The 13,781-nt window shown below is 60.9% G+C and carries 14 protein-coding genes; 8 read left to right on the forward strand and 6 right to left on the reverse strand.

Going from position 1 to position 13,781, the window contains the following annotated elements; all coding sequences use genetic code 11:
• Positions 1-165 precede the first annotated feature (165 nt).
• From ABLE43_RS18405 to ABLE43_RS18425, 5 genes are all read right to left on the reverse strand, one after another.
• Positions 166-429 (reverse strand): DksA/TraR family C4-type zinc finger protein, encoded by a 264-nt coding sequence (locus ABLE43_RS18405; RefSeq protein WP_024310576.1) that lies wholly within the window; start codon positions 427-429, stop codon positions 166-168.
• 127 nt (positions 430-556) lie between these two features.
• On the reverse strand, positions 557-1,453 hold the full coding sequence (locus ABLE43_RS18410; protein ID WP_017980832.1) for a bestrophin family protein: 897 nt from the start codon (positions 1,451-1,453) through the stop codon (positions 557-559).
• Positions 1,454-1,520: 67 nt separating this feature from the next.
• A complete protein-coding gene (locus tag ABLE43_RS18415; protein ID WP_017980833.1) occupies positions 1,521-1,637 on the reverse strand; it encodes a DUF2474 domain-containing protein in 117 nt (38 codons plus the stop codon).
• Positions 1,637-2,647: a cytochrome d ubiquinol oxidase subunit II gene (gene cydB / locus ABLE43_RS18420; protein ID WP_017980834.1), complete on the reverse strand. Its 1,011-nt coding sequence runs from the start codon at positions 2,645-2,647 to the stop codon at positions 1,637-1,639. The genes ABLE43_RS18415 and cydB overlap by 1 nt, the downstream gene beginning before the upstream one ends.
• Entirely contained in the window at positions 2,644-4,056 is a 1,413-nt protein-coding gene (locus ABLE43_RS18425; protein WP_169863546.1) for a cytochrome ubiquinol oxidase subunit I, read from the reverse strand. Before ABLE43_RS18425 ends, cydB begins: the two co-directional genes overlap by 4 nt.
• 297 nt (positions 4,057-4,353) lie before the next feature.
• Between ABLE43_RS18425 and ABLE43_RS18430 the strand changes: the two genes are divergently transcribed.
• Positions 4,354-4,671 (forward strand): metal/formaldehyde-sensitive transcriptional repressor, encoded by a 318-nt coding sequence (locus ABLE43_RS18430; protein WP_018250480.1) that lies wholly within the window; start codon positions 4,354-4,356, stop codon positions 4,669-4,671.
• Between the two features lie 265 nt (positions 4,672-4,936).
• The gene (locus ABLE43_RS18435) at positions 4,937-5,857 is read left to right on the forward strand and encodes a LysR family transcriptional regulator (RefSeq protein ID WP_017980837.1); all 921 of its coding nucleotides are present in this window, start codon (positions 4,937-4,939) and stop codon (positions 5,855-5,857) included.
• A 44-nt stretch (positions 5,858-5,901) separates the two neighbouring features.
• Here ABLE43_RS18435 and ABLE43_RS18440 read toward each other — a convergent pair whose 3' ends face one another.
• The gene (locus ABLE43_RS18440) at positions 5,902-6,576 is read right to left on the reverse strand and encodes an SDR family NAD(P)-dependent oxidoreductase (protein ID WP_024310570.1); all 675 of its coding nucleotides are present in this window, start codon (positions 6,574-6,576) and stop codon (positions 5,902-5,904) included.
• Between the two features lie 402 nt (positions 6,577-6,978).
• Here ABLE43_RS18440 and ABLE43_RS18445 point away from each other — a divergent pair, with 402 nt between their 5' ends.
• The 6 genes from ABLE43_RS18445 (at position 6,979) to ABLE43_RS18470 (ending at position 13,743) form a co-directional block, all read left to right on the forward strand.
• Positions 6,979-8,190 (forward strand): glutathione-independent formaldehyde dehydrogenase, encoded by a 1,212-nt coding sequence (locus ABLE43_RS18445; RefSeq protein ID WP_020486678.1) that lies wholly within the window; start codon positions 6,979-6,981, stop codon positions 8,188-8,190.
• Between the two features lie 344 nt (positions 8,191-8,534).
• Positions 8,535-9,644 (forward strand): S-(hydroxymethyl)glutathione dehydrogenase/class III alcohol dehydrogenase, encoded by a 1,110-nt coding sequence (locus tag ABLE43_RS18450; RefSeq protein ID WP_017980840.1) that lies wholly within the window; start codon positions 8,535-8,537, stop codon positions 9,642-9,644.
• 51 nt (positions 9,645-9,695) lie between these two features.
• On the forward strand, positions 9,696-10,094 hold the full coding sequence (locus tag ABLE43_RS18455; protein WP_017980841.1) for a VOC family protein: 399 nt from the start codon (positions 9,696-9,698) through the stop codon (positions 10,092-10,094).
• A 147-nt stretch (positions 10,095-10,241) separates the two neighbouring features.
• On the forward strand, positions 10,242-11,072 hold the full coding sequence (gene fghA, locus ABLE43_RS18460; protein ID WP_017980842.1) for an S-formylglutathione hydrolase: 831 nt from the start codon (positions 10,242-10,244) through the stop codon (positions 11,070-11,072).
• Positions 11,069-12,424, forward strand: a complete 1,356-nt coding sequence (locus ABLE43_RS18465; RefSeq protein WP_017980843.1) for an NAD(P)/FAD-dependent oxidoreductase — start codon at positions 11,069-11,071, stop codon at positions 12,422-12,424. The genes fghA and ABLE43_RS18465 overlap by 4 nt, the downstream gene beginning before the upstream one ends.
• Positions 12,421-13,743 carry a DUF3422 family protein gene (locus tag ABLE43_RS18470; RefSeq protein ID WP_021233328.1) on the forward strand — a complete coding sequence of 441 codons (1,323 nt, stop codon included), beginning with the start codon at positions 12,421-12,423 and terminating at the stop codon, positions 13,741-13,743. Before ABLE43_RS18465 ends, ABLE43_RS18470 begins: the two co-directional genes overlap by 4 nt.
• The last annotated feature ends 38 nt before the right edge of the window (positions 13,744-13,781 follow it).

A 13,781-nucleotide genomic window follows, 5' to 3' on the forward strand; every position in this document is an offset into this window, starting at 1 on the left:
TCAAGACGGCTACCGCGCACTCAACATCGCCGGCGGACCCGGAGCCAAGGTGGCCTGAGCCGCCCTGTTCGCTACCTGTTCAGCTTACCGCTGTCCGTGTCACAAACCTTGAGGTGCTCCCTAAAGCGGCGCTCGAATAACGTGGTTGGCCGCCCCCTAGCGCAATTAGCGCAACTGGCTGTCCTTGCTGCCCCGGCGATTGATGCCGGTGAAGGTCGGGCGCTTATCGCGTTCGCTTTGACAGGCGACACAGGTTCTTACGCCGGGTATGGCCGTGCGGCGTTTCGCCGGGATTTCGTCGCCGCACACCTCGCAGTCGGTGCTACCCTCGCCGGAAGGCAGACGCGATCGGGCGGCGAAAACCGCGTCCATGATCGTTGCATCAATCTGGTCCTGCACCGCACTATCGGGTGCCCATCCATTTGCCATCGCCACAAGCTCCTCGATTTTGACCTTGGGGGTCAGATAGTCGGGGGCGCATGGGCCAAGCACGCGACTATCCAGCACAGCACCCGAATATAGGGTACTCCCTACCAGTATCAAGGAGTGTGCAAATTTAGCTCAGGACAGATTTATGGGGTTCCAGTGGCGGGGGTAGATCCTCTTCGCCAAGCAGCGACAACATATCCCGCTCGATTGTCCGCTTCATCGCATACAGCGGCAGACAGTTTGGCTCGACGCCGAACGGGTCTTCCAGCTCGTGACCCAGCGCATCGAGGCCGAAAAAGGTATAGGCGGTGAGGAGCACCGGCAGGAGCGTCCACCAGTCGAGTGATCCTGCGAGCGCGAAGGGAAGCATCACGCAAAAGATAAGTGCGGTGCGATGGAGCAGCAGAGAATAGGCGAACGGCACGGGCGTCGTGGATATCCGCTCACAAGCGCCCTGAACCTTGCCGAAGGATCGCATGTCTTCTGCCACGACGGCATAGTGAATCGGCGTAATGACGCCAGTCTGCTTTAGCTCGAGCAGCCTGCGCCCCATACGATCGAGCACGAGGTTCGTGACGTTCGGGCTCTTTGTCGCCGGGCCGATATCGACCCACGGCGCAATGGCGGCGATTTCATCCTCGCCGCGAAGGCGTGCGGTGAGGCCGCAGGCAAAGCCACATATGCTATGGAGCAACGCGCGCCGATCCTCGTCAGGGAGAAGCGATGTCTCGCGCGCGAACGAACGGGCCGAGATAATTAGCTCGCCCCAAAGCTGCCGCCCCTCCCACCATCGCGCATAGCAGGCATTGTTGCGGAAGCTCATGAAGATCGAGAGCGCGATACCGATCAGGGTGAAAGGGATCGTCGAAATCCGCGCGAAAATGCCGGGATGGGCTTGGGCGGCCAGGATGGCGATCACACTGACGACCGCGATCGCCGCCAGCCTCCGTGCGATGCGCGGCAGGATCGAGCCATGCACGGTGAAAATGATATCTTGGAAGCTCGGTTGCGATCGAACGATCATATTCCGTGGAATGTCCTTCGCCTGTTTGCCAGCATTTCCATCGGCAGCTCGTCGAAACGAGCTGCCGTCAGGGTTTGAGGATGAAGCGAATGACCTGCGCGACAGCCCCCAGCGCCAAAACGCTGGCCGCCCAGATTAAGACCATCCAGGCGAGCCGTCGACCGAGAGGTTTAGGCTCGTCCATCAATGATACCCATGCGTGCCGACCTTACCGCGGAACACCCAATAGGCCCACGCGGTATAGCCGAGAATGATCGGAATGATGACGGCCGCACCCGCCAGCATGAAGAGCTGGCTTTGCGGGGGAGCGGCTGCATCCCAGATCGTGACGGCGCGGGGAACAACATAGGGGTAGATACTGATCCCCAGCCCAACGAAACCGAGAAAGAACAGGCCAAGCGCCATAATGAAGGGCAGGCGCTCCGCGCCGCGCTTCAGGCTCCAGAAGAAGGTTGCAGCGCAGATCGCCACCAGCAGAGGAACCTGCGCGGTGAGAAGCACGCCGGGCATCGCAAACCAGCGTCGCCAATAGTCATAGGTCAGGAACGGCGTCGCCGCACTGACGGCGAAAAGCGCGAGTAGCGTCGCCCCGCCGAGCCAAAATGCCAGTCGACGGGCGCGTTCCTGGCCCGGCCCTTCGGTTTTCCAGACCAGCCAGGCCGCGCCTAGAAGCGCATATCCGATCACGACTGCCGCGCCGGTCAAGAGGCTGAACGCGCTCAACCAATCCAGCCATCCCCCTGCATAGGCATCGGCCTCGACCCGCACGCCTTGCAGGATCGCGCCCAGCGTGATCCCCTGCGAGAACGCCGCGAGAACGGACCCAAAGCTGAAGGCGACATCCCAGAAGGGACGATGGCGCGGATCTCGCCAGCGAAACTCGAATGCGACCCCGCGAAACACGAGACCGAGCAACATCGCGATGATGAGCGGGTAGGTCGCGGGAAGGATGATGGCGTAGGCAAGAGGAAAGGCCGCGAAGAGACCGCCTCCGCCCAGCACGAGCCATGTTTCATTGCCATCCCAGACCGGCGCGATCGAGTTCATTGCCTGATCGCGCTCTCCTCCGACCGAAAGGTTCGGAAAGAGGATGCCGATCCCCAGATCGAACCCGTCCATCACGACATAGGCGAAGACAGCAAAGCCGATGATACCGGCCCAGATTATGGTGAGATCGAGGTGCTCCACGTTCATGCCTCCCGTCCGGTTGATGCCACGACGCCGCTTGCCGGCGTGATGCCCGCCGCGCGTTGCGGCACCTTGGACGGTTCCGGTTCACCGGCTGCGGGCGGCTTTGCCATCATCCGGAGCAAATAATAGGTGCCGGCCCCGAACGCGCCGAAATAGACGAGGATGAAAGCGACGAGGGACGCCGCGACAGCCGGAGCGGCCAGGGGGGAGTGGGACTCCGCGGTTCGCAGCAGGCCGTATACGGTGAAGGGCTGTCGGCCTACTTCCGTCGTCACCCATCCTGCTATGACCGCGACAAAGCCTGACGGACCAAGCGCGAGAGCGGCGCGGTGCAGCCAGCGCCAGTCATAGAGCTTGCCGCGCCAGCGGGCGAGCAGGCTCCAGAGGCCCAACCCAAGCATGGCGAGGCCCATCGCCACCATGATCCGAAACGACCAGAAGACGATCGGCGTGGGCGGCCAGCGATCGCGCGGGAAGTCGTTGAGGCCGGGGAGGGGCGCTTTGGGATCGTGCTTGAGGATCAGCGATCCCAGATAGGGGATTTCGATCTTGCCGTGGACCACCGCATCCTTGTTGCTCGGGAGGCCGAAAAGGATGAGCGAAGCGCCCTCGGGGCTGGCCTCATAATGACCTTCCATCGCGAGAACTTTTGTCGGCTGATGCTCAAGCGTGTTGAGGCCGTGCTGATCGCCCGCGAGAATCTGGATCGGCGCCACAAGCGCCGCCATCCACATCGCCATGGAGAACATCTTGCGCGCGCCGGGATTCGCGCGGTCGCGCAGAAGGTGCCATGCTCCTACGGCCCCGACGACCATTGCCGTGGTCAGGTAGGCGCCGATGACGGTATGGACGAGGCGATAGGGAAAGCTCGCGTTGAAGATGATCGGAAGCCACGAACCTGCGGGCACGAACTGGCCCTTGGCATTGATCGCATAGCCTGCCGGCGTCTGCATCCAGCTATTCACGGAAATGATCCAGGTCGCCGAGATGAGCGTCCCGACGGCGACCATGCAGGTCGCGAAAAAATGCGGGCCCCTGCCTACCTTGTTGATGCCGAACAGCATCACGCCAAGGAAACCGGCTTCAAGGAAGAACGCGGTCAGAACCTCATAGGCCATGAGCGGGCCGATGACCGGACCGGCCTTGGCCGAAAATACCGACCAGTTCGTCCCGAACTGGTAGGACATCACCACGCCCGAGACCACACCCATGCCGAACGCGACGGCGAAGATCTTGAGCCAGTAGCGATAGAGGTTCGCATACACACCGCTGCCGGTCTTCAACCACAACCCTTCAAGCACCATGAGATAGCTTGCCGTGCCGATGGAGAAGGCCGGGAAGATGAAGTGGAATGAGACCGTGAACGCGAATTGCGCCCGGGCCAGGATTACCGGATCGAGATTCTCAATCACCAACATTCCTCCCTGTTTTGTCCCGCCGATGTTCGTCCGATTGTCCTCTGCAGAGGCTTTGCGATTCGAACACAGGGCTTGGGGGCCGGACGCGCGCCATTTCCTTTGGTGCAGCGATCCGATCGGGCCGGCAATATATCATACTCCCCACCAGTATCAAGGGGGTAGGAACCCAGGTCTGGCGTTCGATGTTTCTGGAGGCGTAGGGGAAGGTTCAGGCTCGCTTCGGCCGAAATTTGAGGTGTCAGCGCGGCGCAAGGCACAGGATAGGGTTGAAACTCCCCCCCTGTATAGTATGTGCATATCAACAGTCAGGAAAGCGCGATGCCACATTCACCAGAAGAGAAGAAGCGGGCCATAACACGCCTGCGTCGCATCAAGGGGCAGGCGGAAGCGCTTGAACGCGCGATCGAGGCCGGAACGGATTGCGCCCCTTTGCTCCAACAGATTGTGGCGATGCGGGGCGCCACCAACGGGTTGATGGCAGAAGTGATGGAAGGCCATCTCCGTGAGACCTTCGGCCCCGCCAACGGCGCGCATGGGGAAAATGGAGCCAGCCCATTCGACGACGACATGGAGGGTATAATGCGGATATTGCGAACCTATCTTAAGTAGGTCTTAGAAACCGCAGTACCTGTATATAGATTTATAAGAACAATTTTTTACCGATCGGCAATATAATGACGGTGCGCCCAATTTTCGCGTGGTACGACTTATGGGTTGGTATTTTCATAGATCGCCCTAAGCGGCGTATCTACATTTTTCCAGTTCCATGCTTTGGTATTTTCATTCAGCTTCGCGTGCCACCGGCATCATAACTTGATTGCGGGACTGCAATTTGTGGTTCCACTGGAAAATCGCAACTGGATGAGAACACGTTATGATCGTCAAGAATTTCGGATATCTGATTGCGCTCGATCAGGAAGGCCATTTCGGTAGGGCAGCCAAGAGCTGCAACGTGTCGCAGCCCACGCTTTCCGCCGGCATCAAGCAGCTCGAACAGGACTTGGGTGTGGAGATCGTGCGGCATGGCCGGCGTTATGACGGACTCACATCGGAAGGTGAGACTGTGCTGGCCTGGGCGAAGAAGATCGAGAGCAACTGCGAGGGGCTGGAGCGCGACCTTTCGGCCCAGAAACGTGGGCTGGAAGGTCAAATTCGCCTGGGCGTGCTGTCGGCCACGTCGATCATGGCATCGATCCTCAGCCTTGCCCTCGCTGAAAGGATGCCGCTCCTCGAACAGTGCATTTGCACAGCGCAAACCTCGTCGCTGACCAAAGCCTTGCTGACGCATGAAATGGACATGGCGCTGGTCTATCTCGAAGACATATCTGAGGAGGACTTTGACACGCACCTTCTCTACCGGGAGCGGATCGTCGTTTTCCAGGCATCCGGCGACCCGCTCCCGCGACAGGTTTCATGGGATCATGTCGCCGAGCTGCCTTTGTGCATCTTGGACTGCGCGCTACCCAAAGCCGCGCGTTCTAGACTCGGGCACCGTGCCGCAAAGTCGATCAGGACCAACAATGTCGATGTTCTCGCTGCCCATATCGCAAGTGGGCGATATGCCACCGTCCTTCCGCAATCTCTCGCAACCTATTTTGCTCGGATTTCCGACATTCGGGCGGTTGAAGTCGCAGGTGAGGGCGCAGATGCCGCTGTTGGATTGGCCATGCCCAGAAATGGGGTGAAATCGACACCCACAGCCGCGCTGTTCGAAATAGTCCGCGCACCCGAGACAATGGCCTCGATAGAGGCCGCTCTGGACCTGTACCGCCAGTTCCAACCCGAAGGGGGCTGACCGTTCATGCCGTGCTATCGCAGCATGAACGGTCGCGCGACCCACTATTCGACGTAGATCATTTTCTTGGTCATCCCGCCGTCGACCACAAGCGTTTGCCCGGTAACAAAGCCGGCGGACGCCAGATATAGCACGGCCTCGGCAATGTCCTGGGGGCGACCGACCCGGCCAACCGGATGCTGCGCCTCGTCCTCGGCGCGCAGATTCGTGTCATTGGTGATCCAACCAGGTGCGATTGTATTGACCCGGATTTTGGCGCCAAGTTGCACCGCCAGCGCCTGCGCGAGTGCCACCATGCCACCTTTCGCAGCGGCATAGGCAAAGTCGATGCCTTGGGACATCAACGCGCGGGTGGAAGCCATCATGACAATCGAACTGCCATCGGTGAGCAGGGGCAATGCCGCTCGCGACATCAGAAAGGCCCCGGTCAGATGGCTGCCAATGGTGCTGTTCCACTGGTCGAGCGAGGTGTCACCGAGCTGCATGAATGTGTCGTAAACAAGCCCACCATTGTTGACGAGCAAGTCCAGTCGATCCCAGCCAAGGGCACGAAAAGCCTCGGCTACGGACTCTTCGCTGGCAAGATCGCAATGGATCTGTTGACCGATCGCTCCTTCCTTCAAATCGAAGGATGCCACCTCCCAACCTTCATCCAATAAGGCGGAACATATAGCCTGACCGATTAGCCCCGATCCTCCTGTTACAATAGCGCGTTTCATAAGAACTCCTTTCTGTCAGAGGATGATAGAGAGACCGGCACCATTGCGCCAACACAACTCAAGTCCAGAGAACGGGCGCATAGGGCGTCACCCTGATAGACTTCAACTGCGCCTTGTCTTCCAGAAACATTATGCTTGCTGCAATGGAATATGATATATCATCTTGTTGCATTGCGGCAGTCATTCTCCTGTAGCTTGGTCATAGGAATTTCCGATCTTGGGATAGAATCTTCGAGTTTGCTCCGAAGGAGAAGCGCCGCCATTCTGCCAAGACGGTAATGATGAGACTGGCAACGACACTACTATGCTGCGCTGAATTAATTCGGTGCGGCATGTTGATCCGTGTCAAGTCCTACTCTCGTCAATACTTGGGGGGGCGTGAAAAAACGCAGGAGATATCTGATGGCTACAGGCAACCGGATCGTAACCTTCGAGAAACCGATGGAAATGAAGGTCAACACCTTCAAATTCCCGGAGCTGATTACTCCACAGGGCAAAAAAGCTCCCCACGGCGCCATTCTCAAGATCGTCACCACGAACATCTGCGGCAGCGACCTTCACATCTACCGAGGTTCGTTTGAAGTCCCCAAGGGGATGACGATGGGCCACGAAATGACCGGCGAGGTGATCGAGGTCGGCTCCGACGTCGAATATATCAAGGTCGGCGATATCGTGTCCGTTCCCTTTAACGTCGGCTGCGGACGCTGCTACAACTGCAAGCACATGCGCTCGGACGTGTGCGAGCACACCAACCCCGAAGTCGACTGCGGCGCCTATGGCTTTAACCTGGGTGGATGGACCGGGGGGCAGGGGGATTACCTGTTCGTGCCCTATGCAGACTTCAATCTGCTGGCTTTCCCCGACAAGGACGCGGCCATGGCGAAGATCCGTGATCTGACGCTCCTTTCGGACGTGTTGCCGACCGCGTTCCACGGGTTCGCCGCTCCCGACTGGCCGGCGCAACCGGCCTATATCGTCGGCGAGAATGTGCTGATCTTCGGCGCGGGGCCTGTCGGCCGCGCGGGCGCCGCCTGTGCGAAGCTCCTCGGTGCCGGCGCCATCATCGTCGCCGACTTCATTCAGGAGCGGCTCGATCTGCTCAAGCCGCACGGCGTCGAGACCATCAACCTGTCGGACGGCATTCCGATCGAAGATCATCTGGAGCGGATCACCGGCAAGCGCGAGGCCGATCGCGTCATCGACTATGTGGGCCTCGACTGTCGCGGGTTCGGGGCGGAGTCCGACCAGATCGTCGAGAACGCCGTCACCAACGCCCTGCTGAAATATGTCCGCTTCGGCGGGATGACCAGCACGGTCGGCGTATATTGCCCCAATCCGATCTCCAAGAATCGGGACAACAAGAAGGGCAGCATGGAAGTCGATTGGGCCAGTGGCTGGATCAAGTCGCCGCGGATGTCGGCAGGCCAGTCGCCGACGGCCAATTACAACCACGCCCTCATGCGGGCCATCCTGAACGATCGGATGCCCTATCTGACTCCGATGATGAACACGAAGATCATCAAGCTGGAGGACGCGCCGGCGGCCTACAAGGAGTTCGATGACGGATCGGCGTTCAAGTACGTCATCGATCCGCACGGCTCTGTGGCGGCCTGACCATCTAACCCGGAATGCCCCCCGGTCATGTCGGGGGGCATTCTGAGCCGTTGGGGGCGGACTGCTTGCCGCACGCACACCCCCTTCCGGCTTGTCGATCTAACACCCCCCCGGATCGGCAAGCCGCCCCCTTCTGGAACGCAGCATCAGCCATGGCGCTGCGCTTTTCCGAAGCCGTAACGCCCTGTCGGGCGCTTTCACCACCCTCAGACATTATCCCTCTTGCATACTGGCTAGGAGTATCTTATACATACTCCCAGCCAGTATGCTTGGCTCCGAATCGAGATATCGAAACGGGGACTCGCAACCGGCGGTCCGGTTCTAGAAAAGAGGGAGATCCAAACATGAAATCTCGCGCCGCCGTAGCCTTCGAGGCAGGCAAGCCGCTCGAAATCGTCGAGATCGATGTCGCACCGCCCCAGAAAGGTGAAGTGCTCATCAAAGTCACGCATACCGGGGTATGCCACACCGACGCTTTCACGCTGTCCGGCAACGATCCGGAGGGCATTTTCCCGGTCGTTCTCGGCCATGAGGGCGCGGGCATCGTCGTCGAGGTCGGCGAGGGCGTCACCAGCGTCAAGCCGGGCGATCACGTCATTCCGCTCTACACCGCCGAGTGCGGCAAGTGCGAGTTCTGCCTGTCCGGCAAGACCAACCTGTGCGTCGCGGTTCGCGAAACGCAGGGCAAGGGCCTGATGCCCGACGGCACCACGCGCTTCTCCTACAACGGCCAGCCCCTCTATCACTATATGGGCTGCTCGACGTTCAGCGAATACACCGTCGTCGCCGAAGTCTCGCTCGCCAAGATCAACCCCGAAGCGAACCCCGAGCATGTCTGCCTTCTGGGCTGCGGCGTCACCACCGGCATCGGCGCGGTCCACAACACCGCCAAGGTGCAGCCGGGTGACTCGGTTGCCGTGTTCGGTCTGGGCGGCATCGGTCTCGCCGCGATCCAGGGCGCGCGTCAGGCCAAGGCAGGACGCATCATCGCGATCGACACCAACCCGACGAAGTTCGAGCTGGCGCGTCAGTTCGGCGCGACCGACTGCATCAACCCCAAGGACTATGACAAGCCGATCCAGCAAGTGCTGATCGAGATGACCGGGTGGGGCATCGACCACACGTTCGAGTGCATCGGTAACGTCCATGTCATGCGGGCCGCGCTGGAATCCGCGCATCGTGGCTGGGGCCAGTCGATCGTCATCGGCGTCGCTGGCGCGGGCCAGGAAATCTCCACCCGTCCGTTCCAGCTCGTCACGGGCCGGGTCTGGAAGGGGTCGGCCTTTGGCGGTGTCAAGGGACGGACCCAGCTTCCCGGCATGGTCGAGGACGCCATGAAGGGTGAAATCGATCTGGCGCCCTTCGTCACCCACACCATGGGTCTCGATGAGATCAACGAAGCCTTCGATCTGATGCACGAAGGCAAGTCGATCCGCACCGTGATCCACTACTGATCCCTCAACTCTAACCTTCAATTTCAATAGTTAACCTCAAGGAAGAATATCATGGCTGATCCCGTTATCTCCGGCAACGGCGTGTTCTCGCACGTCTTCATCGGCGCGGCCGATGTCGAGCAGTCGGCAGCGTTCTACGACGCCGCTCTGGGCGCCCTGGGCGTCAAGAACCTCGGCCCCTTCGGCAATGGTTGGGTGCTCTACGGCCGCGAAAAGCCTGCTTTCATCATTGCCCGTCCCGGCAATGGCGAAGCGCCCTCCAGCAACGGCGTGACGGTCGGCTTCGCCGCCGCGACGCCCGCCGAAGTGGACGCTTTCCACGCGGCCGGCCTCGCCGCTGGTGGCACCGACGAGGGCCAGCCCGGCCCGCGGGGCCACCTGCCGGGTGCCTATGCGGCCTATCTGCGCGATCCGGCGGGCAACAAGGTCTGCTCGTACACCTTCATCTAAAGCCGGAAGGTGAGGGCGATACCGGCAACCCTATGACTGGCTGTCGCCGGCGCTGGAACAGGCGCCGGCGCTTCCCCCCGCACCACAGCCAGGAAAAGGGCGCCTATCACCACACCGTCCACCAACCGTCGAAGCAAGGAAACAAAAATGGAACGTGTCGAACATCACGCCAGCTTCGGCGGTTGGCAGGACGTCTATCAGCATGACTCGATCAGCCTGGGTTGCCCGATGAAGGTCGGCGTCTATCTGCCTCCCCAGGTGAAGGACGGTCGCGTGCCGGTGCTGTATTGGCTGTCCGGCCTGACTTGCACCGAACAGAATTTCATTACGAAGGCTGTCGCGCAGCGTTTCGCTGCCGAGCACGGGATCATCCTCGTCGCGCCGGACACGAGCCCGCGAGGCGAAGGCGTGGCCGACGATCCCAGCTATGATCTGGGACAGGGCGCCGGCTTCTACGTCAACGCGACTGAGGAACCTTGGGCTGCCCACTACCGCATGTACGATTATGTCGTCGAGGAATTGCCGGCGCTGATCGAAGCCACATTTCCGGCCGATGATCGCCGGGCGATTGCCGGTCATTCGATGGGCGGGCACGGCGCACTCGTTGCCGCTCTGCGCAATCCGGGGCGCTATCGCAGCGTATCGGCCTTTTCGCCGATCGTCGCGCCGAGCCAGGTGCCTTGGGGCGAGCGCGCTCTGACGGCCTATCTCGGAGACGATCGCGCCGGGTGGAAGCATTACGACACCATCGAACTCATCAAGTCCGCCAGCGAGCGCCTGCCGTTGCTCGTCGATCAGGGCATGGATGATGAGTTTCTGGATCGCGAGCTGCGCCCGGATCTGCTGAAGGCGGCCTGCGAGGCTGCGGGGCACCCGCTGATCCTCAACCTGCGACCCGGCTACGATCACAGCTATTATTTCATCGCTAGCTTCATCGGCGAGCATATCGGCCATCATGCCAAGGCGCTGTTCCAATGAGCGCGGCGGCATCCTCGGCCATGCGCGAAATCGCGTCCAGCAATGACCCCGCCTCCGGTCGCCATCGCGTGGTGGTCGTGGGCGCGGGCTTCGGCGGCCTCGAAACCGTCCAGCGGCTCGCGGGGAGCGGCGTTGACATCACCCTTGTCGATCGCCGCAACCACCATCTTTTTCAGCCGCTGCTCTATCAGGTCGCGGGCGCGTCGCTGTCGCCATCGGAGATCGCCTGGCCGATCCGCTCGCTCTTCGCCAAGCGCAAGGACGTTCGGACTCTGCTCGGTGAGGTCGAAGGCGTGGACACGGGCAACCGGCGCGTCGTTCTCGAAGACGGCTCGACGCTTGGCTATGACACACTCGTCATCGCGACGGGCGCGCGGCATTCCTATTTCGGGCATGACCAATGGGAGCCTTATGCTCCGGGCCTCAAATCGCTCGAAGATGCGACCACCATTCGCCGGCGCCTTCTCGTCGCGTTCGAAGAAGCCGAGCGCGAGAGCGATCCCGCGCGCCGTGCGGCCTTGCAGACCTTCGTTATCATCGGCGGCGGGCCTACCGGCGTCGAACTGGCCGGCACGATCGCGGAGCTTGCCCGTCTGACACTGGTGCGCGATTTCCGGTCGATCGATCCGCGCGCGACGCGGGTGGTGCTGGTCGAAGCCGGGCAGCGGCTCCTGCAGGTCTTCCCGGAAGATCTGTCGGCCTATACCGCTCAGGCGCTTGAAAAGCTCGGTGTCGAAATCAAGCTCGGCAAGCCGGTCACGGAATGTTCCGAGCATGGGGTCGTGGTCGACGGTGTGCCTATTCCCGCTGAAACGATTTTGTGGGCAGCAGGCGTTCAGGCCTCGCCCGCCGCGCGCTGGCTGAACGCTGAAGCCGATCGCGCGGGCCGCGTGGTCGTCGGGCCGGACCTGACAGTGCCAGGACACCCCGACATTTTCGTGATCGGCGATACCGCAGCCTCGAACGGGTATGACGGCAAGCCGGTGCCCGGTCTCGCGCCGGCTGCAAAGCAGGCCGGACAATATGTGGCCCGGCTGATCCGCCAGCGCTTTAAGGGGCAGAATGCTTCGGAACCGTTCCGTTACCGGCATCAAGGCAATCTGGCGACGATCGGCCGCAGCCTTGCGGTCGTCGATATGGGCGGGTTCAAATTGCGCGGTGTTCTGGCGTGGTGGATGTGGAAACTGATCCACATCTACTTCCTGATCGGGACGCAAAATCGGATGAGTGTTGCACTAAGCTGGATGTGGACCCACGGCATAGGATATCGTGGCTCGCGTCTGATTACTTACAGCGATCTCGCTCAGCACGATGCCGGGCAGGACCATGACAAGGGGAGGGAAGGCGATTGAGTGAAGAGGGCAGCGCCGAGAACAGCGGTTCAACTGTCTATGGAATGCCCACCTATGAGAATAGGCGGGTTGCCATCGACGAGGTTCATGCGCGCCCTTATTTGCTGATAGATGCGCCGCGTGCCCTGGTGCAGCTCGCCTTCATGAACGAGGGCAATCTGACGAAGGACAAGGCGACCCTCGCGGAAATATCGAGCCGGATGGGCGCCCCGCTGCCGGATCAGGACACACCTCTTCATGGCCTGACCTGGGATCAGGGTAAATTGCACTGTGAGAAGCACACCGAGTTCTCGACCTACTTGTGGAGTGCGCCCCTCGATCCGGGCACCGGGGAGCTGGCGGGTGAAGATCCGTTCAAGCACGGCTTTACGCCGCCCGGGCCGGTCATTTGCGGCGTCCGCCTGGACGTTGTTACGTGGACCGAAGAGACCGCGACCTATATCGATCGCTTCGACCCGATCAGCCGGTGTCATTCGCTCGTCGAGGATGGCATGGCCGATATCGTCACCGATTTCCGTCAGGACGCCGATGGGCTAACCCGCATCCTCATCCTCGATCGCGGTTTGACGCCGATCCGGCTTGGCGCGCTGGCACAGCGGCTCCTCGAAATCGAGACCTATCGGACGCTGGCCCTGCTCGGCATCCCACTGACCCAATCGCTGGGGCCGCATCTGCGCAGCATAGAGAAGCGCCTTGCCGCCATCACCAACGAGATGCGCAAATCTGCACGCCGCGACAGCGAGGGGCTACTTTCCCGGCTGACCGACCTTTCGGCCGAGCTGGAGGCGGACACGGCGTCCAGCCTCTACCGCTTCGGTGCGAGCCGTGCCTATTATGAAATCGTCGAGGAGCGGCTTGCAGCGCTCGGCGAAACCTTCGTCCCGGGCTGCTATCGCTGGCGCAACTTCCTCCATCGCAGGATCGCGCCCGCCATGCGGACCTGTCGCGTGATCGAGGAACGGCAAGCCAATCTCTCCGACAAGCTGGCGCGCGCGACCACGCTGCTGCGGTCGTGGATCGATGTGCAACTCGAACGCCAGAACAGCGATCTGCTGGCCTCGATGGACAATCGGGCGAAGCTGCAATTGCAGCTTCAACAGACCGTGGAAGGCCTGTCTGTCGCGGCGATCTCCTATTATGTGATCGGCCTGCTCTCCTATCTCATCAAGGGCATACCGGGGATTCACGACATGGTGGCGCCCGAGCTGGTGATCGCCGCTCTGGTTCCCCTTGCCGTCCTTGGTGTCTGGTGGACCGTTCGACAGATCAGGAACGCGCACAGCGACCATGGACCGCCGCCCGCAAAAAAGCAGATATGATCCCTTTATCGCCTCCGTGCGTCTAGCGCGCGCCGGGG

It is taken from the genome of Sphingomonas silueang, assembly GCF_040049155.1.
Taxonomy (GTDB): Bacteria; Pseudomonadota; Alphaproteobacteria; order Sphingomonadales; family Sphingomonadaceae; genus Sphingomonas; species Sphingomonas silueang.